Origin of the sequence: uncultured Sulfitobacter sp. (assembly GCF_947497275.1) — a bacterium.
In the GTDB taxonomy this organism is placed as follows: Bacteria; Pseudomonadota; Alphaproteobacteria; order Rhodobacterales; family Rhodobacteraceae; genus Sulfitobacter.
In genome coordinates this window covers 300972-327771 of record NZ_CANMFS010000003.1, presented here as the reverse complement: position 1 = coordinate 327771, position 26800 = coordinate 300972, and the positions used below count along the sequence as shown (strand labels likewise).

The following is a 26800-nucleotide window of genomic DNA, read 5'->3' as shown; positions in this document are numbered from 1 at the left end:
CATGGAAATTCTTGTTGCCTCCGCCATTGGCATCCTTACGGCTGCCGGCATGTACCTGGTGCTGCGTCTGCGCACATTTCCCGTGATCCTCGGAGTGTCGCTGCTGACCTATGCGGTGAACGTGTTTCTGTTCGCGTCCGGACGCCTGACGGTCGCCGCGCCGCCGATCCTGACCGATGCCACCCGCTACACGGACCCGTTGCCGCAGGCGCTGGTACTGACCGCGATCGTGATTTCCTTCGGGATGACGGCCGTGGTGGTAATGATCTCGCTGGGGGCCTATCTTGGCACTGATGACGATCATGTGGACGAGATGCCCGATCCGGACGCAGCACAGGAGGACGCGACATGATGCATTGGCTCATCGCGCCTGTCGTGCTGCCCGCCATGATGGCCCCGTTCATCATCCTCGCGGCACGCTATCATATCGGGATCCAGCGGGTCTTTTCCGTGGTCGGCGTTCTGGCGATGATCGCCATCGCGCTCGGCCTCGTGATCGAGACGTCAGATGGTACGATCATGCTTTACCAGCTTGGGGATTGGGCGGCGCCCTTTGGCATCGTGCTGGTCGGCGACCGCCTGTCAACCATGATGGTGCTGCTGATGTCGGTACTGGCGCTGATGGTTCTGCTTTATTCCATCGGGTCGGACTGGGACCGTCTTGGGCAACATTTCCACGCGTTGTTCCAGTTTCAGCTGATGGGCATCGCCGGGGCCTTTCTGACCGGCGACCTGTTCAACCTGTTCGTTTTCTTCGAGGTTCTGCTGATCGCCTCCTACGGGCTGATGATCCATTCGGGCGGCAACGCGCGACTGCGGGCAGGGGTTCAGTATGTGCTGTTCAACCTGCTGGGCTCGACGCTGTTTCTGTTCGCTCTCGGCGCGCTCTACGCGGAAACCGGAACGCTGAACATGGCGGACCTTGCGCAGCGGGTGACGCTGATCGGGGCCGAAGAAACGGTGGGTATTCGCGTTGCGGCGGTGTTGCTGATCCTCGTGTTCGCCATCAAGGCCGCGATTGTGCCACTGCACTTCTGGTTGCCATCGAGCTATGCCGAAGCGCCCGGGCCGGTGGCGGCGCTGTTCGCTATCATGACCAAGGTCGGCGCCTACGCGATCATCCGCGTTTATACGTTGATCTTCCCCGCCGATCTTGCGGTGACGGATGGGTTGCACGGTACCTGGCTTTTGCCCTTCGCGCTGCTCTCGTTGGCGCTCGGCGCGGTTGGCGTTTTGGCGGCGCGCAAACTTGACCGGCTTGTGGCCTTTGCCGTGATCAGTTCGATGGGGACAGTGATGGTCGCGGTGGGTTTGTTCACCGAGCAAAGCATCGCGACGGCGTTGTATTACATCATCCATTCCACGCTGACGGCGGCGGCCTTGTTCCTGATCGTCGATCTGGTGCGACGCAGCCGGGGCCACCTGGGACTGGTCGCGGCGGCACCGGTGAAAGGTGCGGCGCTGGTGGCGGGGCTGTTCATGGCCGCCGCCATCGCGATGGTCGGTCTGCCTCCGTTGTCGGGGTTCATCGGAAAGCTCATGGTGCTGAGCGCCTCCTTTTCCTCACCGCTTGTGGTCTGGGTGTGGGCGGTCGTTCTGGTGTCGAGCCTGATCAGCATCGTCGGCTTCGCGCGTGCGGGGTCGGTTCTGTTCTGGAAGGCGCAGGCCGAAGGCGGACCGGCGCCGCTGGAGCCAGACGCCCCGACACCTACGCCGTTGTCCTTCGCCGCCGTCGGCGGGCTGATCGCGCTTTTGGTGGCGCATACATTGCTTGCGGGGCGCATCTATACATACACAACCACAACGGCAGCGCAGCTTTTTGCGCCCGGTCCCTACATCGCGACGGTGCTGGGCACGCCGGGCAAGCTGAGTGGGGGCGGCAATGATGCGGAGAAAGACGTGGACACCGGGGAAAAGGCCACCGTTCCGGCCGTGAAAGCAGGGGATCACTGATATGGTACGTCTCTTCCGCTGGCTCTTTCCGCATCCATTTCTGACGGTCATTCTGGCGGTCGTCTGGGTCCTGTTGCAAAACACCGTGTCCCCCGGGATGATCGTGTTCGGTCTGATTCTGGGGATCATCATCCCGCGCCTCGCCGCGCCGTTCTGGCCCGAACGTCCGCGCGGCGTAAGGTTGACCAAACTTTTCGCGTACAGCGTCATTGTCCTGTGGGATATTCTGGTCGCGAATGTGCGCGTAGCGTGGGTCGTGATCACGGTGCCGAATGCCAAGCTGAAGCCGGCCTGGATCGTGATACCGCTGGAATTGCGCCAACCGGAGGCGATCACCGTTCTTGCGGGGACCATTACGCTTACGCCCGGTACGGTGTCTGCGGATCTGTCCGAAAGCGGTCGTTACCTGCTTGTGCATGTGTTGCACACCCATGATGCCGATGCCGACCTCGACAGCATTAAGACCCGATACGAAGCACGGCTGAAGGAGATTTTCATATGACGTTTGCGATGGAGCTTATGAACTATGCACTGATCACCGCGTTCGTCGTGGTCGGATTGTGCCAGTTGCTCGCGATGATCCGAGTGGTGATCGGTCCTGGCGTCGGCGACCGTATTCTCGCGCTCGATACGATGGTGGTGAACGCGATCGGTCTGATCGTCCTGATGGGACTGGCGCAGGGCACCCGGATCTATTTCGAAGCATCCTTGATCATCGCGATGCTTGGGTTCGTATCGACCGTGGCCTACGCCCGGTTCGTACTGAGGGGGGACATCATCGAATGAATATTGAAATCATCGCCGCATATGCCGTGAGTGCCTGCCTGATCACCGGCGCCTTCTTCACGCTGGTCGGAGCCATCGGCTTGCTGAAGTTCAACGACAGCATGACCCGCCTGCACGCGCCGACCAAGGTAGGAACCATCGGTGTGGGAATGTTGCTGTTGGCGTCCATCATCTACGGTTTTGCTTTTGCCGAAGCCGCTATTCACGAAGCGTTGATCATGGCGTTCCTGTTCGTGACCGCGCCGATCTCGGCGATTTTTATTGCCAAGGTGAACGTCCACCGGCGCAATTGCGACATGCCACCCGAATTGCCGGGTGACGAGCTTTGGGCGACGCTGGATGTGCCGGTTGCAGACCGCGAAACGCAAGAGGCGGAACGCGCCTGAGCGTGTGTGCCTGCCATCTCGCCCGAGATAATGAAAGTGCCCCATGGGCGCTCTGATACAACTCGAATGAGGAGACACCCAATGATGAAAACCCGCGCCGCCGTCGCCATAGAGGCCGGCAAACCGCTCGAAATAATGGACGTGAATCTTGAAGGACCAAAGCGCGGCGAGGTACTGGTCGAGATCAAGGCCACGGGCCTGTGCCACACCGACGAATTCACCCGCTCGGGCGACGATCCCGAAGGTATCTTTCCCGCCATCCTCGGACATGAGGGCGCGGGCGTTGTCCTGGAAATCGGCGAAGGGGTTACGACCCTTGAAGTCGGCGATCATGTCATCCCGCTTTATACCCCCGAATGCCGCCAGTGCGAATACTGCCTGTCGGGCAAGACCAACCTGTGTCAGGCGATCCGCGTCACGCAGGGCAAGGGGTTGCTGCCCGATGGCTCGACCCGGTTTTCCATGCTCGACGGCACGCCGATCCACCACTACATGGGCTGCTCGACCTTCGCCAATCATACGGTCGTGCCGGAAATTGCGCTTGCAAAGGTGCGCAAGGACGCGCCCTTTGACAAGATCTGCTATATCGGGTGCGGGGTCACGACCGGTATCGGGGCCGTCATCAACACGGCCAAGGTCGAGATCGGCGCGCGCTGCGTGGTTTTCGGGCTTGGCGGTATCGGTCTGAACGTCATTCAAGGCTTGCGCCTTGCCGGTGCCGACCAGATCGTAGGCGTCGACCTGAACGACGACAAGGCCGAGATCGCGGGCCATTTCGGGATGACGGATTTCGTCAATCCGAACGATGTGGAAGGCGACATCGTCGAACATCTGGTCGAACTGACCAAGGGCGGCGCCGATTACACCTTTGACGCGACCGGCAACACCAAGGTTATGCGACAGGCGTTGGAAGCTGCACACAAGGGGTGGGGTGAAAGCATCATCATCGGTGTCGCGCCCGCCGGTGCCGAAATCTCCACACGTCCGTTCCAACTGGTTACCGGCCGCGTCTGGCGCGGCACCGCGTTCGGCGGTGCCAAGGGCCGTACCGACGTGCCGCGGATCGTCGATTGGTACATGGACGGCAAGATCGAGATCGATCCCATGATTACCCACAAGCTGACGCTCGAGCAGATCAACGAGGGTTTCGAGTTGATGCACCAGGGCAAGTCGATCCGCGCGGTAGTCGAGTTTTAAGCACAGCGCCCGCTGGCGTTCGGCTAGCGGGCGAAAGACAAGGCTGCGCCCAGCATGTGACGCAGTTGCGCCGCATAGTCGTGCGTGTCGTGCGGCCCGATTCCCGGCAGGCGAAGAGATTTTTCCGCAACGCTCATTCCGAGCACGGCGGCCATGAACAGCGCGGCCCGGCGGGGATCGCCAAGCAGCCGGTCAAGCCGGGATTGCATGCCGGTATGGTGCGCGGCGCGGACAGCCCCGCCAACCTGTTCATCATGTGCATTCATCAGCAGGAGTTGAAGCACGGTCGGTGCGGTTTCGCCGCACGGCGAGGTGGTGAACAAGGCGACCACCATATCGACGAGCGCGGTTTCGCTGGTCACGGGTGGAAGATCGAACGCGCCGTCAAGAGTTGCTTCGAACAGCCCGCGTTTGCTGCCGAAATACCGCGCGATCAATGCGACATCGACACCGGCCGCCGCCGCGATCTGGCGCAGGGACACATTTGAGTAACCGTGCGTCCACAGAAGGGTTCTTGCATGGTGCAGTAATCTGTCGCGGGTGGTTTCCGATCTGCTCATGCGGTTTTATGGCCGTGGTGTCTGAATGTTGTCAACAACCGTTGACATGACCGTTGGCCCGCCTATCGTCACCGGCGACACATCCAATTCGCTCGGAGGAGCACCCCATGCCCCATACCGCCCTTATCACGGGCGCCTCGTCCGGCATCGGCGCAGAATTCGCACGTTATCATGCGGCCAAGGGAGGGGATGTCATCCTGTCAGCGCGGAGCAAGGGCGCCCTTGACTCGCTTGCCGATGAACTGCGGTCCGCGCACGGGATAACCGCGCATGTCTTTGCAGCGGATCTGGGTGCGGCCAATGGTGCGCAGGACCTCGTGCAGCGCATCGAGGCGGCAGGACTGGACGTTGATATTCTGATCAACAACGCGGGTTTTGGCGGGCAGGGGCGTCATATCGACCGGGATCTGACGGAGGAGCAGGCCATGATTGATCTGAACGTCAAGGCACTGGTTGCGCTGACCCATCATTTCGGCGGCAGGATGGCGGCGAACGACGGGGGGCGCATACTGAACGTCGCGTCGAGCGCGGCCTTCATGCCCGGCCCGATGCAGGGCGTCTATTTCGCAACCAAGGCTTTCGTCAAAAGCTATTCGGAGGCGGTTGCCTACGAGTTGCGCAACGACGGCGTCAGCGTGACGGTTCTGGCCCCCGGCTATGTCGATACAGCCTTTGCGGACCGCGCCGATCTGCACGGAACGAACCTTGTCAAAGGCGCCGGGAAATCTGCGGCATCGGTTGCAAAGCACGGGTATGACGCCATGCTCAAAGGTAAACTGGTGACGGTGAACGAAAAGCCGTTAAGCCTGCTGGTCAACTGGATCATTCCGTTGCTGCCACGGTGGCGTGTTCTGAAACTGATCAATACCATGCAGACCAAATGATGTCGAAAAAACAGGAGGTGCTGTCATGAAACTGATGGTGAACGGCCGGGAACATGAGGTTGACGTCGAGGACGACATGCCCCTGTTGTGGGTGCTGCGCGATGAATTGGGCTTCACAAGTGTCAAATACGGCTGCGGCATCGCGCAATGCGGTGCCTGTACCGTACAGGTCGACGGCATCGCCGTGCGGTCTTGTCAGTTGGCGGTGGGTGATCTGGACGGCGACGTAACCACGATCGAGGGTCTTGGCACGCCCGAGGCGATGCACGCCGTGCAGCAGGCCTGGGTGGACCATCAGGTCGCGCAATGTGGCTACTGCCAATCGGGGCAGATGATGCAGGCAACCTCGTTTCTCGTTCTGAACGGGACACCGAGCGATGATCAGATCGATGCCGCGATGAGCGGCAATCTGTGCCGCTGCGGGACCTACCCGCGCATCCGCGCGGCGATAAAGACCGCCGCCGCCAAATTGCAGGGAGCCTGAGGTATGGGACGTGGCAAGACAATCGCGCGCCGGTCCTTCCTGATCGGTTCCGCAGTCGTTCTGGGCGGCGTCGCTTTCGGCACCTACCTGGTCAAAAGCGATCCGGAGAACCCGCTTGCGCAGAACGCGGGGGCAGGTGACGCGGTGTTCAACCCTTGGGTCAAGATCACCGGAAGCGGGATCACCCTGGTCACACCGCACACGGATCTGGGGCAGGGTGTCACTGCGATGCAGGCGATGTTGATCGCCGAAGAGCTTGACGTAGAGCTTGACCAGATAAGCACTACGCCGGGACAACCTGCCGCCGCCTACTACAACACGGCCCTTGCCGCCGAGGCGGTGCCGTTCCGTTCGAACGACGACGGCTTCGCCGCCAGCGCGATGCGCGAGACGATGGGCGCGGTGATGAAGGTGCTGGGCGCACAAGTCACCGGCGGATCGACGTCGGTGCCCGACAGTTTCGACAAGCTGCGCCACGCGGGCGCGGTCGCGCGTGAAACGCTCAAAGCCGCCGCATCTGCGGAAACGGGCATCGACGCCGGTCAGTTGAAAACCGAGCGGGGGGCTGTCGTGCTGCCTGATGGCACGCGGATGGATTATACCACGCTTGCCGCGGCAGCCGCGCGGATGGAGCCGGTGACCGATGTGCCGCTGCGCGACCCCTCTCAGTGGCGGCTGATCGGCAAGTCGCAGCAACGTCTCGATACCCTCGCCAAATCCACGGGCACGCAGGTCTACGGCATCGACGTCAAGGTCGACGGCATGGTACACGCCTCCGTCCGGTCGAACCCGCGCAAGGGTGCGCCGATGCTCGGCTTCGATGCTACCGCCGCCGAAGGAATGCGCGGCGTGCAAAAAATCGTGGCGCTGCCCTACGGTGTTGCAGTCGTCGCCGATAATACATGGCGGGCCTTCCGGGCGCTGGAAGAGATTGAAATCGACTGGGACGTCGCCCCCTATCCCGCCGAGCAGTCCGGGCACTGGGCCGCAGTGGCCGCGTCTTTCACGTCCGAGCGTCTCGACAAGGAGTGGCGTCACGACGGCGATGTCGATGCGGCACTCGACGGTGCGGATGTTCTGACCGCAGAATACCGCGCACCTTACGTCGCGCATCAACCGCTGGAACCGCTGAGTGCCGTCGTCAGGGTCGGCTCCGACCGTGTCGATATCTGGGCGGCGCACCAGTTGCCCCGTTTCGTGCAGCAGCGCGTGGCAAAGCGGCTCGGCATCGAAACCGCGCAGATCCATCTGCACAACCAGTTCGCGGGCGGCAGTTTTGGCCATCGGCTGGAGTTCGACAACATCGACATTGCGGTCGACGTCGCGCGCGAAGTGCCGGACACACCGGTCAAGCTGACGTTCCGCCGCGAGGAGGATTTTGCGCAGGACTATAACCGCCAGATCGGCATGGCACGCGGACGCGGGGCACATGCCGGCGGCAAGGTTACGGTACTCGATCTCGACATCGCCACGGTCTCCGCTTCCCGCTCCCAATCCAAGCGTCTGGGCGCACCGGTGCCCGGCCCCGATACGCAGATCCCGGCAGGGGCGTGGAACATGCGCTACGCGATCCCCGATCTGCGCGTGCGCGCCTACGCCGTGCCGGAGCTTGCGCCGACGTCCTCTTGGCGCTCGGTCGGGGCATCGACCGCCGGATTCTTTGCGGAATCGTTTCTCGATGAGCTGATCCACGCTGCCGGTGCGGATCCGATGGAAGAGCGCCTGCGTCTGGTTGATGACGACGATGCACGCGGCGTTCTCGAAGCAGTGGCCGAAATGTCGGATTGGGGTGGTCCCCTTGAGGCCGGCAAAGGGCGCGGCGTTGCGCTCGTGACATCCTTCGGTGTGCCCACGGCAGAGGTCGTCGAGGTGACGGCAACCGACGCGGGCATCAGGATCGACCGGGTCTGGGTCGCCGCAGAGGTGGGTCGGGTCGTCGACCCCGTCACCTTTGAGAATGTCGTTGCGGGCGGCGTGATCTGGGGTCTGGGTCACGCGATGAATTCCGAGATTACCTACTCTGACGGGCGTGCAGTGCAGGACAACTTTCACATGGGCGAGGGTATGCGCCTGCACCAATGTCCGGTGATAAAGGTGCGCGGTCTGGAAAACGGGGTGACCGTGCGCGGTGTCGGTGAGCCGCCTGTGCCTCCTGCCGCGCCCGCGTTGGCCAACGCGATTTTCGCCGCAACCGGTACGCGTTTGCGCGAGATGCCGTTTTTCCGGACGGTGGATTTTGTATGAACAGGTTGGTGTCACTGCTGTTCGTTCTCCCCGCCGGCGTCCTGGCGCAGGAACCGCCGGTAGCGGAGGGCCTTGCCGCGTGGAGCCGGATTTACGAGGTCGCCTCACATCCCCGGTGCACCAATTGTCACGTTGGCGACAGCGGCAGACCGGCGTGGGCCGCACTGGGGTATGACCCGAAGTGGCTGCATGGGATGAACGTACAGGCGGGCGACAGCCGGATCGGCGCGGAGACTGTCCTGTGCCAGACCTGCCACATCACAGCCGCTTCCGATAACGCTACGCCGCACGCCGCGCCGCAGATCGACGACGCATGGCGCTTGCCGCCGGTCGCGTTGGACTGGCGCGACAAGACCAGCGGTGAAATCTGTATCCAGATGCGCAACCCCGAAACCAACAACGGGTTCGAGGGACAAGAACTTGCTGCGCACGTCCGCGAAAGCGCCTTTGTGAACTGGGGATTCGAGCCGGGAGGCAATCGCGTGCCCGCGCCGGGCACCGCCGAGGAACTGGCACGTGATATCGAGGTCTGGATCGCTGCGGGAACGCCCTGCACCGCGGATCCGTGAGATTTTAGATCGCTTGAGCGGGCGGGGATGATCTCTGCGCATCCGCGAAAGCTTCGAAACAACTTGACGCGGGAGGGCCTACGAGGGTCATCATCGAACGATGAAGCTCCTGCACAATGCTCGCCCCGCGCCGATCAGCGGCCTTGAGGACGTTCCTCTGCCCAGCCAAAGCGCGGCGCGCGCGCAGGCTCTGTTGTCGCGCTGTCCTGTGGCGGGGGAGACGCCGTTGGTCACGGCGACCGCAATCGCGACCGAAGCCGGTGTCAGCGACGTCTGGATCAAGGACGAACGCGGGCGCATGGGACTTGGCAGTTTCAAGGCGTTGGGCGCGGCCTATGTAATCGCCACGGATGCGCAGAAGGCAGATATCAGCGGCCGAACCTACGTCACGGCAAGCGCAGGCAACCATGGCCTGTCTGTGGCGGCGGGCGCGTCCGCGTTCGGCGCGGCCGCCGTTGTCTACATCGCCAACACAGTACCCGAGAGCTTTGCTAAACGGCTCGAGGCGCAGGGCGCGCGTGTCATACGCGCGGGCGCGACTTACGAGAAAAGCCTGACTGCCGCCAACACGGCTGCCGAGCAGAACGGGTGGGATCTGCTGTCGGACGGGTCGTGGCACGGGTACACCGAGCGCCCTCAACGACTGATGGAGGGGTATACGGTCCTTATGGCCGAAGCGATCACGCAAACACCCGATGTACCCACACATGTTTTCCTCCAGGCCGGTGTCGGCGGGCTGGCCTGTGCTTGTGCGACGATGGCGCGGCTGGCTTGGGGCGACGCCCCGCGCATTGTCGTGGTGGAGCCGGACGCAGCCCCGGCGCTCCACGGCTCGATCAAGGCTGGCAAGGCGGTGGAAAGCAGCGGCCCTTCCTCTGGCATGGGCAGGCTCGATTGCAAGATGCCTTCGCTCATCGCGCTCAGGGGGTTGGCCGCCGATGCCGATGCCTTTGCGTTGATCTCCGAGGCCGAGGGGCAGGCGGGCGCGGGCCTATGCATGGTTGCCGGGCTGGGATCCTCACCGTCCGGAGCGGCAGGTATCTCGGCGCTGATCGCCTTGGACACAGACCAGCGCACCGCGCTGGGCATCACGCCGCAATCGCGGGTCCTGTGCGTGCTGAGCGAGGGGCCGGATTGATGCAGCGCGGATTTGCCACCGCAGACGACGGCGCAGGGCTCTTCCATACACAAATTGCGATGGCACAGGCCGATTTTGCAGCGATTTTGCTGACGATCGGAGTGGAGATGCGTTATTATACGGGGTTCCTGACAGGCGATCTTCCGGTCCTGTACCGATTTGCGCAGACTTGACGTGTTTGCGAAAATCGAAGCGCGTACCGATCTGTTTTGCTATTCCAGCAATCAGGTGCGTGCGTGGCACTTCTGCGGGCGTACAGCTGTGTCCGGCGCGGAAACCCCGTCGCTCGATCGCGGCAGCCACTGGAAGCCACCATGGCTGACTGAAACAGGGAATCACCTCCATGCTAAGTAAAATCGGATCGGTCGAGATCTGGCGCATCCTTGATATTCATGCGCCCTTTCTAACACCCGCGGAATTATGGCCGAACGCGGGACCGGAGGTCAGCGCAGTGGTGGAAGAGCGTGTCCCCGGTGGCCTGTGTGCTGCGACAGGACGCCTGATTCTGCCGATTCAGGGGTTTTTGCTCAAGACGCCCGCGCATACGATTCTGGTCGACAGTTGCGTAGGCAACGACAAGACGGTGCCGGGCCTTCCCGATTGGCACCAACGCTCGGATACGCGGTTCCAAGCCTCGCTGGTAGCGGCGGGCGTGGGATTTGACGATATAGACTACGTGCTGTGTACCCATCTGCATACTGATCATGTGGGTTGGAACACCCGGCTTGAAGACGGCCGTTGGATACCGACGTTTCGCCATGCGCGCTATCTTATGCCGGCCGCAGATGAAGGGGTGCTGCGGGCACGTCCGAATGACATGTACACAGAGAGCGTGGCGCCCGTTGTCGAGGCGGGACAGGCGGAAATGGTGTCGGGGCGACACATGTTGGGTGACTGTATCACGCTGATACCGACACCGGGTCATACGCCCGGGCACGTCAGCGTTCTGGTACAAAGCGAGGGCCGCGAGGCCATCATCACCGGAGACGCGTTGCATTCGACGGTGCAATGCCGCCATCCGGAATGGCACTTCAGATACGATGTCGATGCGAAGGAGGCAGTGACCTCGCGCCGGACATTGATGGAGACAGGGGCCGAGAAAGACTGCACCGTCTTGGGCGGCCATTTTGCGCTTCCCTCGATCGGGCGAATCCGCGCAGACAAGGGTGCTTTTCGCTGGGAGGCGTAATTTCGGGTGTGTCTTCTGCGCAACCTGTTTGCTATGCATTGTCCTCGGAATTGGCCGGGCAAAAGATTCCGGGCCTTTATTCACCTCATGCGTGCATAGACGTGGTGAGTAAGACGCACAATTGAAGTCGTTCGCGCGACAACGGTGTCAATACTTGATTATCATCCCATAAACAGGACTATTTTTTGCTGAATCGACTGTCTTTGATCTGTTTGAATGTTTAAAGGCAGGATAAACCCAATTCAGGACGCAGCAGTTTCAGACAGTAATTACACAGGCCATTGAATATGAAATTTCTTGTTACCCATTTATGTGCGGCACTCGCTTTCGCCGCGCTCGGCGGACCGGCAATTGCCGGAGATTTGACGTTTAGTTTCACGAACCCCTCCTTTGGAGGGAATGCTCTGAATTCCTCTCATTTCCTTGGGATCGCAAATGCGCAGAGAACAGCGACAGCAAGCGATGTGGTGGACAACGACGTTGCCAGCGGCGGCGGCGATACCACCACGACCGGTACGACTGATGCCGATTTGTTCGTTCGCCAGTTGCAGGGGCGTCTGCTTTCGGCGCTGTCGGCGCAGGTAACGGACGCCATCTTTGGCGAGAACCCGCAAGAAGACGGTACGGTCACATTCGGTACCACGACAGTGACATTCGCACGAACAACCTCGGAGATACGGTTGTCGATTATTGATGCGATCGACGGGTCTGTGACGGACATTATCGTCCCGCAGCTGGTCACAAACTGATGGTAGGTTTCATGAAGAATTTCCGCGTCCGTACAGCCGCAGTGATAAGCGCGGCCTTTGCGCTGACCGCTTGTGATTACAAGGACTTGAACGAGGGTTACATTGAGCCCGCATTTGTCGCGGGACCAACCGCGCAGGGTCTTGCCTTGCGGTCGGTGCCTCTGCCTGCAGACCGAATCGAAGTGTCGGTGTTCGACTTCCCCGATCTTACCGGTCAGTACAATGAGCGCGAGAACGTGCAGTCGCTGTCGCGGGCGGTGACGCAGGGTGGCAGCGCGATGCTGATCAAGGCGCTACAGGATGCCGGCAACCGGCGGTGGTTCACGGTACTTGACCGCGCGGGACTTCAGGATCTGCTGCGTGAGCGCCAAATCATCACCGAAATGCGCCGCCAGTATCGCGGTGAGGATACCGTAAATCCGAATGCGCTGGCACCCCTGCGTCATTCGGGCATCATCTTGCAGGGCGGTATCATCGGGTATGATTTCAACACCGAGACCGGCGGTTTCGGGGCGCGCTATCTCGGGATCGGCGCATTCACGCAGTGGAACATGGATACAATCACCGTCAATCTGCGCGCCGTTTCGACGGAAAGCGGCGAAGTGCTTGCCAGCGTGACAACCCAGAAATCCATCGTGTCCACCTCGGTTCAGGGCAACGTGTTCCGCTATGTCGCGCTGGACGAATTGCTGGAGGGCGAGGCGGGCGTTACCGCGAATGAACCCAAGCTTGTCGCGACGCAGCAAGCCATCGAGAAAGCCGTGCTTGGCCTGATCGTGGATGGGCTGCAGACCGGGATTTGGTCGCTCGCGGACAGCAGCAAGGCGGCGGCCTTGATCCGGCAGTTCCGCGACGAGGAATATCGCGGCCTGTACCGTCCCGACAGCCATCTGAACCTGCCGCGTCCGAAAACGAGATCGCCTGCAGCCATCACGCAGACCACCCCGCGTTCGGTTTCACAGCGCGTGGTTCAACGTCGCGTTGCCCCCGCTCCGGCGGTGGTGCGGCGGGCAGCGCCACCTCAGGCAGCGCCGAAGCCGCCCGCCTCCGACGGCGAAACATTGGGGTAGCATACAGGGGACTACTGCGGACCAGCGGGCGCTTCGGCGCCCGTTTTTGTGCGCAACTTCTCAAGATGATACCTATTTTGCCACATTTCGTTTAGGGGAACGTCACAGTCGTGCCTTCAATATCTGCCATCTTCATCCTACAGGTAGAAAAGAAGGAGCACGAAGATGTCCACAACCACGAAGCGAAAGATGCGCGCCCGGACCGGCGGATCAACGACTCTGTTGATCGCTTTGGTTGGGCTTGGTTTGTGTTTCGGCCAGCCGCGTGCCGTCGGCGCACAACCGCTCGAGGGGAGCCTTGCGAACGGAAACCTACTGCTCCCACTGGATGGATCACAGCCGCAACAGGAACTGTCTCAGACAGAGAACGGTCTGACGCTGATCAATGACGACGCCAGTAACGAGGTACACACCAGCGGCGCCTCGGAGCGTGGAACAACCAACCGCATGACGATCGTATTGAACGGCACGGAAAATGGCGGCCTGGGCGAAAGCTGGCCAGCGACGGCGCTGGTTCCCGACTTCCTACCCGATGCCGGTACCTTCGCGCCCGCATCGCTCGCGCCCGGAACCTTTGTTCAGGTCGGTGCGAACAATACCATGGACGTGTCGTTAAGCGGCACTTCGAACCTTGCTGCAGCGTATCAATCCGGCCTCGGAAACATGCTGACTGCGACCGTCACGGGGGTGAATAACGTGAGCGCGGTCTACCAGGCCGGAAGCGCAAACGTCGCGGCCTACAACCAGAGCGGGTCAAACAACAATCTGGGCATTTCTCAAACATCATGGTAAGATAGCCGAAATTTATTTTTGGTGGATGTCATGAAGTTTTCAATTTTCTCAGCCGCACTTTCCCTTTGTTGTGCCACCGCCTCGTATGCGGGCGACAACAACAGCGTTTTCGTTATGCAGGATTCGACCGTGAATCCGCTGTCGGGCAACAGCCTTTTCATTGATCAATCCGACGCGTCGAACGCGTCGATCGGCGGCACCGAAAACGGTGGTCTATCTCTCCAGCAACCGGCCCGACAGATCGGGGGCGCGAATACCGCCAGGTTGATCCAAAGCGGGGATGCCGTCGCCAGCGCCATCGGGCTGACCCAGACGACCCAGGGCCAGACCGGCGGGAACGATGCTGAAATCACCGTCCTGAACGGGGGCACAGCCATTCTCGAACAACTCGGTGTGGGAAATTCCGCGATTCTGAACGCTGACCTCGGTGGTAGTGCGACACTGCTTCAGGACGGCGACGGGAATTTCGGATCGGTACGCGCGTCTCGCGGCGCGAGCGGGAGACTGGAACAGATCGGCGATAACAATGACAACAGTCTCGAAGTGTCCGGACAGAACGTCGGCGTTTCGTATACATTGCGCTCGAACAATGCAACGACCGCAGCGACAGGTGCGCCCGTACAAGTGATAAGCAACACAGGCGGATCAATCACCATTCAGCAAAGAACAATCGGAAGCAACTGAGCGGCGGTCGGGTGATGTCACTCTCAAAAGTACTCATGGCCGCTCCCGCGCTGCTGTTGCCAATCGGTGGACTGTCCGCAGCGCCGCTTCCCCTCATTGATATTTCGGCGACGAACGGCGGCTACGAGGTGGTCGGCATCGTGTTGGGTCAGGATACCGCAGACGCTACATTCGACGGTCGCATTTCAGTCACTCGCACGGGCAAATCGGGATCACTGAAGATCGTGCAGTCTGGCGAGGCCATGGTTTCGAAGGGTGAACGTGCCATCATCGCCACCTCGAATTTTTCCGCCACACCCGAAGATCATCTTGTTATCCTGTTCGAGATCCTGTTGGAGAACCGTGTCGTGGCAGTGTCCACGATCGAGATACCTGACCCATCCAAAAAGTGAACCAAATGAAATTTATAGAAAAAATTGCTTTCGCAATGCCATTTCCTGTGATTGTGGCGGCTGTTTTGATGCATATCCCAAAGTTGGCTGGCGCGCAGACTGTTGAAGAGTTTCGGACTGCATTTTCCGGAGAGTGGTATTCGTTTGAACCGGCGTACAGCACCGGGGACGCGCCTTGTATGGTGTCCCTGCCTGCTCCGACGGACGCGAAAGTCAGCGCGGCGAACTGTATCGATCCCGTCAGCGAAACAGCGCGGTGGCGCATAGAAGAGGGGCAGATTGTTCTGTTGACCGACGATGGAAAGCAGTTGGGCAGTCTGGGAGGAAATCAGTTCCGGATTTCCGGATCGTTGCCGTCCGGCGATCCCTTCATCCTGGAGCGTCGTGAAGGCACGAGCCTGACTCGGGCGATGTCTGCTGCAATTGCCAAGCACAAGTGCATTTTTAAAGGCTATTCAGACGATTGTGTCGTCCAATCTGATCTGGCGTTGCCCGAGTTTTCCGACGGTGTGGGCGAAGTTTCTACATTGACCGCCCTGAACGTCAGGGCACAACCGCGCGGGGATGCAAGCATTATCGGAAGCCTGCCTGAGAAGGTCTGTCTGAAGGTGAACGCCTGTCTGCGTGCATCCGACGGCTTCTGGTGTCGCGCAAGATTCGGTGAAACAGACGGCTGGATTGCGAAAACCGCAATTCGGAGCGGAGAATGGCCGGTCATGACATATGTCGCTGAGTGCGCAGGCGAATAGGCGGCACACGAATCTGCAATAATCGTGTGCTGGAGCATTCTCTGTTTCTTCGAAGCTTGGCGCGAATGATGTGGGTTGGAAGGTTCTGAAGAATCGCGTTTTTGTCGACCTGTTCTGCAGTTTCAACGAATCGGTTTTGTGTGGAATTTCTGAACAATAGCTTTTTCGTCGCCACCTTGTTTCGATGACATCCTGAACATTGCCGGTATTCAGCGATAGCTATTCAGGCAATTTCTATTCTGAGTAGAATGTGGCGGGGAGATGGCAGAAATACGTCTCAATAGCCCAGATTTAGGTGGAAGTTCGCGCTCGTTTAATGAAAACTTAATCAGTGTTCTGACGCTGCGCGCCCCGGGGGGGGGGGTCGCAGGTATTTAATTTGGTATCGGTAATATTTACGGGGATCGGCACATGCTGTGACGCCTGAACGGGCAGCGACTTCGCATTTGAGTGCGTATCGGAAGCCATATCCTGTTCCATAGGCGCAGTGCTACAGACGAATTTAGACGAGAAAGTATTAACATGTCGTTAACAAAAGTCAGTTTGGTCAGCACGGCAGCAATGTCGGTGAGCCTTTCCGTGGCTTTTGCGGATGGAAACACATCAAATATGTTGCAGAACGGTGAACGCAACGCCGCGTCGGTTTCTCAAAACCGGGGTGACAATAATACTGCAGGTTCGGCCGATGTGTCCGGCGGTGCGGTAGGGCAGTCTATTCTGCAAGCGGGTAATGACAATGATCTGGATGTCCGTCAGACCGGCGACAACAACAACATCGCTGGTGCCGGTCTGAACGGGCTGCCTCGTATTTTCCGGCAAACCGCCAACTTCAATGCCTATGACTTGCTCCAGTCCGGGAACAACAACCAGCAAAACGTTCTGCGTCGAGTCATGGGGCCAAACAGCTCAATCGTAGACACCAACAACGCGACGGTACGTCAACGGTCCGACAACAATATCATCGGCAAGATCACCCAGCGATACACCGGTGCCGGCTCTAGCGGCGATGCGAACGAGCTGCGGCTCGTCCAGCGGGATCTGGACGGCAATGAGGTAGATACCACTTCGCAGTCAGGGGATACGAACGCCATGAATTTGCGGCAAACCGGCGGGAACAAACTGACGACTCTGGCGGATCAGGACGGATCGGCGAACGACATGCGCGTCGTTCTTTCAGGCAATAACAACGGCCGGTTTCAAACGCTCGTCACTCTCACCGTTGGCAGCGCGTTGGATGACGGCGATGACAACCTGTCCGCGACGCTGCAGGAAGGACGCGGAAACATGATCACGGGTGACAGCAGCCAAGTCGTGGTTACGCAATTCACCAGCACCAACGCAGCACAGTTTGCGCAGGCCGGCAGCTTTAACAACACGGGCATCTCCCAGTAAGGCTGAACCGACAAACGCAGCACCCGATGGTTCGGGCGCGGAGAAACGATATTGATACGGCGATGATTACGCCAGGAGCCGAGGCACCAAGCTATGCGAATTTTGACAACTGTATGCGCGATTTCAGGCCTTCTAACGGCTGTATCGACAGCGGCGCTGGCGCAGGCCACCTCCGACAACATCGCGGTCATCGACCAGATCGGAAGCGATAACAGTGCCTTGATCGATCAGACCGGCACCCGGAACTTTGCCGGTGCCGATGATCGTCCGATGCTTCAGGACGGTATTTACAACGATATCGACACCGCGCAAACCGGAACGCAGAACAGCATCGGTTTGGGCGCAGACGGTGTGACGCAGCTTGGCAGATTGAATACGCAGGATATTTTCAACCGTATCCTGATTGAGCAGTCCGGCGATAGTAATGTGGTCGGATCAATCCAGCAGCAGTCCCTCGGTGGGGTGGCGAACGGGGCAAACACGCTTGAAATCCGGCAGACCGGGGCAGACCGTAACCGTGTGGGTGCGGTACGCCAGATCCAGCAGGACGGCCAAGCTCCCCAGATCGCGACGGTTTCACAGACCGGTCCCGACAACGTAGTCACTGTGATTGAACAGCTTTCGAACAGCGCCGTGGACGCGGATCGCAATACAATAACCGTCCGCATGACCGGTTCAAACAACGGCCGTATCGCACTGTCGGACTATGCCGATATTCCGATCACCACGGACAACGGTATCATCCAGTCCCTGGGCAACGAAGACCGGCGCAGCAACGGCAATTACATCGACATGCTGATCACGGGCAGCGACAACCGTTTCGGTCTGCGCCAGCAGGGCCTGCGGAACCGCGCGGACCTGATCACTCTGAACGGCGACGGGAACCAGCTTGGCTTGCGTCAGGACGGGACAGAGAACACATTCGAGATGGGTCCGGTGGACGGAAACGAAAACAACGTCGGCGTCGATCAGATGGGAACGAACACGGCATACGTGAACCTCAATTCAGCATTGTTGCCTGCCCGTGGTCCTGCGCTGGGTGGGAACGGGAACCGGATACTTCTGGTACAAATGGGCACCAACGATATCAACGTGACGGTGCAGGGGAACGAAAACGACTTTACCGGCTTGCAAGACTACGACGGTGCGACGGGCGCCACACGCACGACCGCAACAGCCAGCATTACCGGCGACCAGAACATCGGCCGGCTGACGCAGCGGGGCGAGAACAGCTTTTCCCTGAGTATCACCGGATCCAACAACAACAATGCCGGCGTTTTCAATTACGCAGGCGCAACGGGTCTGCTGGATGGTGATTTCGTCCAGACAGGGGAAAACAACACCACTGTAGTCGATGTATTCGGCGATTCCAACCTGTTCGCGTTTATCCAGAACGGGGATGATAACGAATTGCTGACCTCTATCATCGGGTCCAACAACCAGGCTGCGGTACAGCAAACCGGCGCACAGAATTTCACCGATCTGCGGCAGTCCGGCAAGGGTAATGGCGCGCTCATCCGTCAGTAAGCATTCTTTTCGGTAATCAATCCTATTGATCGGTTCGCGTCCAGATTGCGCAGTTCTCGTATTGCGGGAACAACGTATCGAATAGTACCGTCTAACTCATTTAGATGATTTTCTATTTCACTGAAATGCGAGGGCAGTTTCCGGCGCGGCGGCTGGGATTCCGGATGAAAAGTCATTCATTCGAGTGTGTTGGCCGTTGTGTCCCGGTTGAATCCCAAGGCAGGGGCACCACCCCATGCACCCATTCCGAGCATGCGCAGAGCAGCGAGTTTCAATCGAATAGTGCCACAGTTCCGAATCGCCATTTGCGGCGGCTCCCGAAGAAATTTGGGGGATTGGAAACAAAGTGCAGCCGCTTAGCTAATTATCCTTTGTTCAATTCGCGCATAAAGGGAGAAGAGACGGAAGCGACGGCTGTTTAGTAACCAGAAGTTGAATCTTTTGATTCCGTTAAGGCGAATGTTTAATTCGTGTTTAGAATATGGCATAAATTGGACAGGGAATGAGGGGGATCACCGAAAGCCGTAATAGACGTACCTTTCGAATAGTAAGAATTTTGGAAAGAGACGGGGGATTCGCTGCGATCTACTCCTGATCGTCCAGAAAAAATTAGACTCACAATCCTGATTTGCAGACCGCCCAAGTTCTATCGGCGGAAATACACAAAGCGCCACATTCGGCGCGCGATCAACTCGGAGAGAATAAAATGAAATTTCGGAATATCGCTCTTGTCACCACCGCATTGACTGCCTTGGGCAGCGTTGCGATGGCTGACACAAACACAACGTACCTTTCTCAGAATGGCACATCAAATGATGCTTTGGTGGTACAGGCCGGTGACAATAACACCGCAGGTACGACAAGTGCGAACAGCATGCTTCAGGATGGCGACGACAACAATCTGGATGTGTCGCAGTCGGGTGACAATAACCGGGCCGGAAGTGGCAACGAATTCATTCAGACCGGCAAATCCAACATCGCCGATTTGGACCAGTCCGGTGACAACAACAGGGCTAACCGCTTGCGCCAAACCGCAACTGCGACGACGACTGCTGCCAGCACAAACATCGCGAACATGACGCAAAGTTCGAACAACAACCTGATTGATCGCGTCGACCAGCGTTTCTCCGGAACGGGAACCGAGGCGGTAAACACGCTCGACATTTTGCAGGCAACAGGTGACGGAAACGTCGTCAGCTATGCTTGGCAGCTTGGTCTCGGAAACAACACCGACATTCAGCAGACCGGCGAGAACAACGCGGTCAGCACGTTCCAGTATGGCACTGGCCCAACCGGCTATTCCAACGGCACGTTCAATGACATCTCCGTCGTGATGTCAGGCGACAACAACGGACGTGGATCGCTGACAGGTGACTATTCCGGCGCGGAAACCGCATTCAGCGCTGGCGCAGGTGGTGCTCCTTGGAGCGTCGGCTTGCGTAGCGCCACTGTGACCCAGCGTGGAAACTTCAACGAAGCAAGCCTCGACATCATGGGCAACGACAACGATTTCGGTGTCCATCAGCGGGGCGACAGCAACGACTCGCTTGGCATTGTCATCACCGGCGATCTGAACTCGTTCAGTTCCGATCAGGTTGGCGATCTCAACGTCATCTCGCTGTCGACGGTCACAGGTGATATGAACAGCATCGGTTTCGTGCAAGAGGGTAACAACAACCTCGCGTCCGCCGATGTAATTGGTGACATGAACCGGGCGCGCCTGATGCAGACCGGCAACGACAACGACACGTCGCTTTGGGTCGATGGAAACTCAAGCACTGCTGCGCTGGACGTTACAGGTGACTCGAACGTTCTGCGCGCTCAGCAGCGTTGGGGTGACAGCAACACGATGACGGTCAATCTGTACGGTAGCTTCAACAACAACTCCGGCTCGTTCTTCACCGATGATGCGCTTTCTGCGCGCAACGATGCGAATGCTGTGACGGGTCTGACGTTTGGTCGTGGCCGCCTCTGGCAGCATGGTACAGGCAACGAGCTGACGCTTGATGTCGGTGCACTTGGCGCCGGAAGCGACAGCAATCTGTTTGCAACTTTGCAGCAAGGGGACAACAACGTGATCGTCGGTAGCATTTCCGGTGGGAACAACAACCAGGCAGTCGTTGCTCAGTTGGGAAGCTTCAACACAACCAACTTCTCCCAGACCGGCAGCTTCAACAACATGGGCGTAACTCAATAACGCTTCTTTAAGCTACGCGTGCCCCGCAACAGGGGTACGCGTTCGAGACAGCCGCGTCCCGTATCCGGGGCGCGGCAATTTGCGTTTTCCTTGCTGCACCGTACCGACGATTCCGCGCGACGTTTGGTCCACAGGACGTTTGGCGGCCTTGACGCCCTCACGGTGATGAAATACTACCGCTCGTGTTGCGCGGGCGTTGTGTAATGGTAAGACCTCAGCCTTCCAAGCTGATGATGCGGGTTCGATTCCCGCCGCCCGCTCCATTTTACGGCATAACTGAAGCTGCGAAATGAGTGACCGCTGCCGGTATTTGAGAGCCCCCCACCCAATTGTGCAGAGATGTCGGGCCCTCACGGATTCCGAAAATATCAGGACCCTTCTATAAAATTTGTCATTAGGAGAGGCGTTCGTTGGCTTCGCCCCGATCTCAGCCGCCCGGCTGACCGTTGTGCCCGAATTGCCAGCATCTGCAACCGGCGGACGCTTGACCCCGGCGAGCGTGCGCGCCATGAAGCGCTGCAAGGTGATGAAAAGGACAGCGCATGGCGGACAGCCCGACGCCCCCGCAAACCCAAAACGAAGAACGCGAACGGTCGCGCAAGATCAGCGCCTTGGGCGCGCTGGTGCCGTTTGTCCGCCCGTACCGTGTATTGTTGGTGGCTGCTCTTTCCGCGCTTGTAATCACCGCCATGATCTCGCTCACGTTGCCTCTCGCGGTGCGGCGGGTGGTCGACAGCTTTCAGGGTGGCGATGCGCAGCTTCTTGATCAGTACTTTATCGCGGCCCTCGTCATCGCGGGTCTTCTCGCCATCGGTACGGCACTGCGCTATGCGCTTGTGACACGGCTCGGCGAACGCGTCGTCGCCGACATCCGAAAGGCTACGTTTGACCGTGTGATCGGGATGAGCCCGGTCTTCTACGAAAGAATCATGACCGGCGAAGTGTTGAGCCGGATTACCACCGATACGACGCTTATCCTCAGTGTCATCGGCTCGTCCGTGTCGATCGCGCTGCGCAATATCCTGCTTTTCGCCGGTGGCCTGATCCTGATGATGCTGACCTCGGCCAAGCTGACGCTGATGGTGTTGTTGATCGTGCCCGCGGTCATCGTGCCTATTCTGGTGCTGGGTCGCAAGCTGCGCGTGATCAGCCGCGAGAACCAGGATTGGATCGCTGCGTCCTCTGGTAACGCATCTGAAAGCCTGAGTTCCGTGCAGACTGTGCAGGCGTTCACACACGAAGCCGCAAGCCGCCGCCAGTTCGCAGAGATGACCGAAAGCTCGTACAATGCCGCGCGCCGCCGCATTCGCACGCGGGCGTTTCTGACCACGATCGTCATCTTTCTGGTATTCAGCGGCGTTGTTGGCGTGCTCTGGATCGGGGCGCGCGATGTGCGGGCGGGCGACATGACCGTTGGCGCACTGGTGCAGTTCGTGATTTATGCCGTGATGGTCGCCGGTGGTGTGGCCGCCCTGTCCGAGATCTGGTCCGAGCTGCAACGCGCCGCAGGGGCCACCGAACGTCTTGTCGATCTCTTGCAAAGCGAAGACCCGGTACAGGACCCGGCGCCGTCGAAAACACTGCCGGAGCCGGTACAGGGACACATTCTGTTCGAAAACGTCCATTTTAATTATCCCGCACGTCCTGAAATCGCCGCCCTCGACGGCATCAGCATTGACATCAAACCGGGAGAGACGGTGGCCTTCGTCGGCCCGTCAGGTGCCGGCAAGACGACGATCATCCAGATGATCCTGCGTTTTTACGATCCGCAATCCGGTCGCATCACCTTTGACGGTGTCGATCTGCGCGATCTCGAGCGTGACGCGTTCCGTAGGCAAATCGCGCTGGTGCCGCAGGATCCGGTGATCTTTGCGGCTTCCGCCCGCGACAACATCCGCTTCGGACGCCCCGACGCCAGCGACGAGGAGATCGAGGCGGCGGCGCGTGCGGCGGCCGCGCATGTATTCATAGCGGCGTTGCCAGACGGCTACGACAGCTATCTGGGCGAGCGCGGTGTGATGCTGTCGGGTGGACAAAAACAACGGATCGCGATTGCACGGGCCATCCTGCGCGCGGCCCCCGTGCTGCTGCTGGACGAGGCGACAAGCGCGCTGGATGCCGAGAGTGAAGGTGCCGTGCAGGCAGCCGTCGAAGACCTCAGCCAGGACCGCACGACGCTGATCGTCGCGCACCGTCTGGCGACTGTGAAAAAAGCCGACCGGATTGTCGTCCTCGAAGCAGGGCGGATCGTCGATACCGGCACCCATGATGCGCTTGTGGCAAAGGGCGGCCTTTACGCCCGGTTGGCCCGCCTGCAATTCACCGACGGTCTCGCGGCAGAGTAATTCCCCTTGCGCCGCATCCGCGTCAGGTGAACACTTGCCCGGTACAATTCACCAGAAGGAGTATCGAGATGGGTTTGTGGAGTTTCGTTAAAGGTGCGGGCAAAAAAGTGTTCGGTGGCGACGACGATGCCGAAGTTTCGGGCGCTGCGCTGCAAGACGAATTGAAAGGCCTCGGCCTGGAGGCCGAAGGTATCGACATCAAGGTCGAAGGTGACAAGGTCAGGGTGACAGGCAAAGCCCTAAGCCAGGAAATGCGCGAAAAGGTCATCCTGGCCGTGGGTAACGTCGAGGGCGTCGCCGCAGTCGAGGATAATGTGGAGGGCGGCGATGGTGAGCCCCGGTTCCACACCGTGCAAACCGGTGACACGCTTTGGGCGATCTCCGAGAAAACGCTTGGCAACGGTGCGCATTACGAAAAGATTTTCGAGGCGAACAAACCGATGCTGTCGCACCCGGACAAGATCTATCCCGGTCAGGTCCTGCGTATTCCGCCTGCGCCCTGAGATGCTGCGCCGCTTCCCCGTCGTCGGTGCGGGGGGCGGCCACCCGCCGGGCGCCGCGTTCTTGTAAACGTGACGTACAGGCAACCTGCCTTCCGGGGACCCATTTCAGCCAGCCTCCGCTTGATCTTCGTTCGTCGCGGCGTCATCGTAACGCGATAATGTGGACAAGCCGCAGAAGCGGCAGCCCGGGGAGGATACGACATGGGATTTTCTGGAATTGCAGATCGCGACGCCATCGAGGCGGAAAGCGCATGGGAAGAGCGCGATCTGCACAAGACGCTGTACAGTCTGCTTGCCGATACGACAGCGAAATTTCCCAAACACAACGCCACCAGCTACCAGCTTTTCTCGGGACCAACCGATCACGCGGAAACACTGACGTGGCAGGAGTTTCACGATAAGTCCGTGCAGCTTGCAAACCTGTTTCGCAGTCTGGGCGTGGGGCCGAACGACGTTGTCGCCTATGTCTTGCCCAACACCAACGAGACGGCTTTGACATTGATCGGTGGCGCCATCGCCGGGATCGCCAACCCGATCAATCCGCTGCTCGATGCTGAACAGATCGGATCGATCCTGCGCGAGACGAATGCCAAGGTTGTCGTGACGCTGCGACCGTTCCCCAAGACCGATGTGGCGGACAAGACTGCCGAGGCCGTGTCGCTCGCGCCGAATGTCAAAACCGTGCTTGAGGTCGACCTGTTGCGCTATCTTACAGGTCTGAAGAAATATATCGTGCCGCTCGTCCGGCCCAAGCGCAGTGTGCAAAATCAGGCGACCTACAAGAACCTCAACACCGAGATGGAAAAGCAGCCGAAGACACTGCAATTCGAGGATGTTCAGGAAGACCGTGTCGCCTGCTATTTCCACACCGGCGGCACGACCGGCATGCCCAAGGTCGCGCAGCACAAGTACTCCGGCATGATTTACAACGGGTGGGTCGGCCAGCGGCTGCTCTATACCGAGGAAGACGTGGCGATGTGCCCGCTGCCGCTGTTTCACGTTTTTGCCTGCCACCCAGTGTTAATGGGCGCGATTCATTCCGGAGCGCATGTCATTTTCCCGACGCCTCAAGGCTACCGAGGTGAGGGCGTATTCGACAATTTCTGGAAGCTCTGCGAGCGGTGGAAGGTCACGTTCATCATCACGGTACCCACCGCGATTTCGGCCAAGATGCAGCGACCGATCGATGCGGACATCAGCCGGGTAAAGGTTGCATTCTCAGGCTCTGCGCCCCTGCCGCTGGAGCTGTTCCGACGGTTCGAGAAGGCGACAGGCATCACGCTCGTGGAAGGGTATGGTTTGACCGAAGCCACGTGCCTGGTGTCGTGCAACCCGACAGATGGTGTAAAAAAAGTCGGCTCAGTCGGGATCGAGTATCCCTATAGCCGCGTGCGCATCATCAAGGGAACGCCGAACGGTCCGATTGACGCGGACGTCGATGAGATCGGAGAGATCTGCGTGGCGAATCCCGGCATTTTCCCGGGCCATACCTATACCGAGGACGACAAGAACAAAGACCTCTACTACGACGGCAAGTACCTGCGGACCGGCGATTTGGGACGCAAGGACGAGGACGGGTACATTTGGATCACCGGACGTGCGAAGGATCTGATTATTCGTGGCGGTCACAACATCGATCCCGCCGAGATTGAAGAGGCGCTGTTGGGCCACGACGCGGTGGCTTTTGCCGGTGCGATCGGCCAGCCCGACGCGCATGCGGGCGAGGTGCCTTGCGCCTTCGTCGAGCTGGTCGGCGGCGCCGAGGTGACAGTCGAGGAGTTGATGGAGTATTGCAAGGCGAAGGTACACGAACGTGCAGCACAGCCTAAACATATGACCATCATGGACGAGCTGCCCAAAACGGCCGTCGGCAAGATCTTCAAACCCGACCTGCGCCGCCTCGCAATCACGCGCGTTTTCGACGGCGCGCTGGAGAAGGCGGGCGTCGCCGCCCGGGTCCAGAGCGTGATCGACGACAAAAAGCGTGGACTGGTCGCGACGGTTGCGATGCATGGCGCGGATAGGGACGCTGTGGGCAACGTGCTTGGTGATTTCGTGACACAGTGGGAGCCTGCGTGATCCCGCCCGACTACGGCACGCTTCTGGACGATGAGATACGGGCCTATATCGCAAGGGGTGCTGCATTCTACCCCCCTGACGCGGTTGATCTGACAATCTCTGAGCAGCGTGCCGTCTATGATGCAATGTGCGCGGAATTCCATGCCGGACGACCGGACGGCATGCGGTCATGGGACGAGGCGTTCGGCGGTGTGGCGTGCCGGCGGTACGAGGTGGCGGACGGTGCGTCTCAGGTCACCGTTGTCTATTACCACGGTGGCGGATTTGTTGTCGGAGGATTGCACAGCCACGACGATGTCTGTGCTGAGATATGCGCGAGGACCGGTTTCCGGGTTGTCTCTGTAGATTATGGACTTGCGCCCGAGACGGTGTTCCCGGGTTGTTACAACGATGCGCGTGCAGCGTTCGAGGCAATCGAGACGCGGTATCCCGGCCGCCTGATCATGGTGGGCGACAGCGCGGGCGGCAATCTGGCGGCGGCGGTGACCCATCAGGCCCGCAGCCGCGTGACGGGGCAGGTGCTGATCTATCCGGGACTTGGTGGCGACCGCTCGAAAGGAAGCTATGTCGAGCACGCAGACGCGCCGGAGTTGACGACGCGCGATATGGCGTTTTATCAGACGGTGCGTTTGGGCGGAAAGGCTCCGCCAGAGGACGACCCGCGCTTTGCCCCGCTTCAGGATACCAATTTCGCAGGGCTGCCGCCAACCGTGATCGTAACGGCAGCCTGCGATCCGCTTGCGAGCGACGGGGAAAGCTATCGCAACGAAATCATGGCGGCAGGCGGGCGGGCGGTCTGGTTCAACGAGCCGGGTCTGGTGCACGGCTGTCTGCGCGCCCGTACGATGAGTACGCGCGCCGATGCTTTGTTTGATCGGGTTTGCGAAGCGGTGACCGTTTTGGGGCGGGGCGACTGGCCCTACTAAGCTAA

The 26800-nt window shown here is 59.5% G+C and carries 27 protein-coding genes and 1 tRNA gene; 27 read left to right on the top strand and 1 reads right to left on the bottom strand.

The features are described 5' to 3' along the window. The first annotated feature begins 1 nt into the window (after position 1). The 6 genes from Q1A06_RS08350 to Q1A06_RS08325 all read left to right on the top strand — a co-directional run bounded on the left by Q1A06_RS08350 (position 2) and on the right by Q1A06_RS08325 (position 4322). Complete coding sequence (locus Q1A06_RS08350; RefSeq protein WP_299561457.1) at positions 2 to 352, top strand: Na+/H+ antiporter subunit C; 351 nt, start codon at positions 2 to 4, stop codon at positions 350 to 352. After that, on the top strand, positions 349 to 1953 hold the full coding sequence (locus Q1A06_RS08345) for a monovalent cation/H+ antiporter subunit D (RefSeq protein WP_299561454.1): 1605 nt from the start codon (positions 349 to 351) through the stop codon (positions 1951 to 1953). Before Q1A06_RS08350 ends, Q1A06_RS08345 begins: the two co-directional genes overlap by 4 nt. A gap of 1 nt (position 1954) precedes the next feature. Further along, positions 1955 to 2455, top strand: a complete 501-nt coding sequence (locus Q1A06_RS08340) for a Na+/H+ antiporter subunit E (RefSeq protein ID WP_299561451.1) — start codon at positions 1955 to 1957, stop codon at positions 2453 to 2455. Then, positions 2452 to 2739: a K+/H+ antiporter subunit F gene (locus tag Q1A06_RS08335; protein WP_299561448.1), complete on the top strand. Its 288-nt coding sequence runs from the start codon at positions 2452 to 2454 to the stop codon at positions 2737 to 2739. The genes Q1A06_RS08340 and Q1A06_RS08335 overlap by 4 nt, the downstream gene beginning before the upstream one ends. Beyond that, positions 2736 to 3125 carry a monovalent cation/H(+) antiporter subunit G gene (gene mnhG, locus Q1A06_RS08330; protein ID WP_299561445.1) on the top strand — a complete coding sequence of 130 codons (390 nt, stop codon included), beginning with the start codon at positions 2736 to 2738 and terminating at the stop codon, positions 3123 to 3125. The genes Q1A06_RS08335 and mnhG overlap by 4 nt, the downstream gene beginning before the upstream one ends. A gap of 84 nt (positions 3126 to 3209) precedes the next feature. Then, the gene (locus Q1A06_RS08325) at positions 3210 to 4322 is read left to right on the top strand and encodes an S-(hydroxymethyl)glutathione dehydrogenase/class III alcohol dehydrogenase (protein ID WP_299562051.1); all 1113 of its coding nucleotides are present in this window, start codon (positions 3210 to 3212) and stop codon (positions 4320 to 4322) included. A 23-nt stretch (positions 4323 to 4345) separates the two neighbouring features. Here the strand turns inward: Q1A06_RS08325 and Q1A06_RS08320 are convergent, their stop codons facing one another. Continuing rightward, on the bottom strand, positions 4346 to 4882 hold the full coding sequence (locus Q1A06_RS08320; RefSeq protein WP_299561443.1) for a TetR/AcrR family transcriptional regulator: 537 nt from the start codon (positions 4880 to 4882) through the stop codon (positions 4346 to 4348). A 107-nt stretch (positions 4883 to 4989) separates the two neighbouring features. Here Q1A06_RS08320 and Q1A06_RS08315 point away from each other — a divergent pair, with 107 nt between their 5' ends. The 21 genes from Q1A06_RS08315 (at position 4990) to Q1A06_RS08215 (ending at position 26795) form a co-directional block, all read left to right on the top strand. Continuing rightward, entirely contained in the window at positions 4990 to 5766 is a 777-nt protein-coding gene (locus tag Q1A06_RS08315; protein ID WP_299561441.1) for an SDR family oxidoreductase, read from the top strand. A gap of 25 nt (positions 5767 to 5791) precedes the next feature. After that, positions 5792 to 6250 carry a (2Fe-2S)-binding protein gene (locus tag Q1A06_RS08310; RefSeq protein ID WP_299561439.1) on the top strand — a complete coding sequence of 153 codons (459 nt, stop codon included), beginning with the start codon at positions 5792 to 5794 and terminating at the stop codon, positions 6248 to 6250. 3 nt (positions 6251 to 6253) lie between these two features. Next, positions 6254 to 8494, top strand: coding sequence for a molybdopterin cofactor-binding domain-containing protein (locus Q1A06_RS08305; RefSeq protein ID WP_299561437.1), 2241 nt, complete (start codon positions 6254 to 6256; stop codon positions 8492 to 8494). After that, positions 8491 to 9063, top strand: a complete 573-nt coding sequence (locus tag Q1A06_RS08300; RefSeq protein ID WP_299561435.1) for a hypothetical protein — start codon at positions 8491 to 8493, stop codon at positions 9061 to 9063. Before Q1A06_RS08305 ends, Q1A06_RS08300 begins: the two co-directional genes overlap by 4 nt. 100 nt (positions 9064 to 9163) lie before the next feature. After that, complete coding sequence (locus Q1A06_RS08295) at positions 9164 to 10201, top strand: pyridoxal-phosphate dependent enzyme (protein WP_299561433.1); 1038 nt, start codon at positions 9164 to 9166, stop codon at positions 10199 to 10201. Next, positions 10201 to 10374, top strand: coding sequence for a hypothetical protein (locus Q1A06_RS08290; protein ID WP_299561431.1), 174 nt, complete (start codon positions 10201 to 10203; stop codon positions 10372 to 10374). The genes Q1A06_RS08295 and Q1A06_RS08290 overlap by 1 nt, the downstream gene beginning before the upstream one ends. A 170-nt stretch (positions 10375 to 10544) precedes the next feature. Continuing rightward, a complete protein-coding gene (locus tag Q1A06_RS08285) occupies positions 10545 to 11390 on the top strand; it encodes an MBL fold metallo-hydrolase (RefSeq protein WP_299561429.1) in 846 nt (281 codons plus the stop codon). A 287-nt stretch (positions 11391 to 11677) separates the two neighbouring features. After that, entirely contained in the window at positions 11678 to 12139 is a 462-nt protein-coding gene (locus tag Q1A06_RS08280; RefSeq protein WP_299561427.1) for a curli assembly protein CsgF, read from the top strand. An 11-nt stretch (positions 12140 to 12150) separates the two neighbouring features. Further along, positions 12151 to 13209, top strand: coding sequence for a CsgG/HfaB family protein (locus tag Q1A06_RS08275; protein ID WP_299561425.1), 1059 nt, complete (start codon positions 12151 to 12153; stop codon positions 13207 to 13209). A 165-nt stretch (positions 13210 to 13374) separates the two neighbouring features. Then, positions 13375 to 14001 (top strand): hypothetical protein, encoded by a 627-nt coding sequence (locus tag Q1A06_RS08270; RefSeq protein ID WP_299561423.1) that lies wholly within the window; start codon positions 13375 to 13377, stop codon positions 13999 to 14001. A 114-nt stretch (positions 14002 to 14115) separates the two neighbouring features. Next, a complete protein-coding gene (locus tag Q1A06_RS08265) occupies positions 14116 to 14685 on the top strand; it encodes a hypothetical protein (protein ID WP_299561421.1) in 570 nt (189 codons plus the stop codon). Positions 14686 to 14699: 14 nt separating this feature from the next. Continuing rightward, positions 14700 to 15077: a curli-like amyloid fiber formation chaperone CsgH gene (gene csgH, locus Q1A06_RS08260; protein ID WP_299561419.1), complete on the top strand. Its 378-nt coding sequence runs from the start codon at positions 14700 to 14702 to the stop codon at positions 15075 to 15077. A gap of 5 nt (positions 15078 to 15082) precedes the next feature. Next, on the top strand, positions 15083 to 15826 hold the full coding sequence (locus Q1A06_RS08255; protein WP_299561417.1) for a hypothetical protein: 744 nt from the start codon (positions 15083 to 15085) through the stop codon (positions 15824 to 15826). Positions 15827 to 16276: 450 nt separating this feature from the next. Then, a complete protein-coding gene (locus Q1A06_RS08250) occupies positions 16277 to 17218 on the top strand; it encodes a hypothetical protein (protein WP_299561415.1) in 942 nt (313 codons plus the stop codon). A gap of 93 nt (positions 17219 to 17311) precedes the next feature. After that, the gene (locus tag Q1A06_RS08245) at positions 17312 to 18745 is read left to right on the top strand and encodes a hypothetical protein (RefSeq protein ID WP_299561413.1); all 1434 of its coding nucleotides are present in this window, start codon (positions 17312 to 17314) and stop codon (positions 18743 to 18745) included. 628 nt (positions 18746 to 19373) lie between these two features. Continuing rightward, complete coding sequence (locus Q1A06_RS08240) at positions 19374 to 20942, top strand: hypothetical protein (protein WP_299561410.1); 1569 nt, start codon at positions 19374 to 19376, stop codon at positions 20940 to 20942. Between the two features lie 189 nt (positions 20943 to 21131). Continuing rightward, positions 21132 to 21205, top strand: a tRNA-Gly gene (locus tag Q1A06_RS08235). A gap of 279 nt (positions 21206 to 21484) precedes the next feature. Continuing rightward, positions 21485 to 23287 carry an ABC transporter transmembrane domain-containing protein gene (locus Q1A06_RS08230; protein ID WP_299561408.1) on the top strand — a complete coding sequence of 601 codons (1803 nt, stop codon included), beginning with the start codon at positions 21485 to 21487 and terminating at the stop codon, positions 23285 to 23287. A gap of 68 nt (positions 23288 to 23355) precedes the next feature. Beyond that, the gene (gene lysM / locus Q1A06_RS08225) at positions 23356 to 23790 is read left to right on the top strand and encodes a peptidoglycan-binding protein LysM (protein ID WP_299561406.1); all 435 of its coding nucleotides are present in this window, start codon (positions 23356 to 23358) and stop codon (positions 23788 to 23790) included. A 201-nt stretch (positions 23791 to 23991) separates the two neighbouring features. Beyond that, entirely contained in the window at positions 23992 to 25869 is a 1878-nt protein-coding gene (locus tag Q1A06_RS08220; RefSeq protein WP_299561404.1) for an acyl-CoA synthetase, read from the top strand. After that, positions 25866 to 26795, top strand: a complete 930-nt coding sequence (locus Q1A06_RS08215) for an alpha/beta hydrolase (RefSeq protein ID WP_299561402.1) — start codon at positions 25866 to 25868, stop codon at positions 26793 to 26795. Before Q1A06_RS08220 ends, Q1A06_RS08215 begins: the two co-directional genes overlap by 4 nt. Positions 26796 to 26800: the final 5 nt, after the last annotated feature.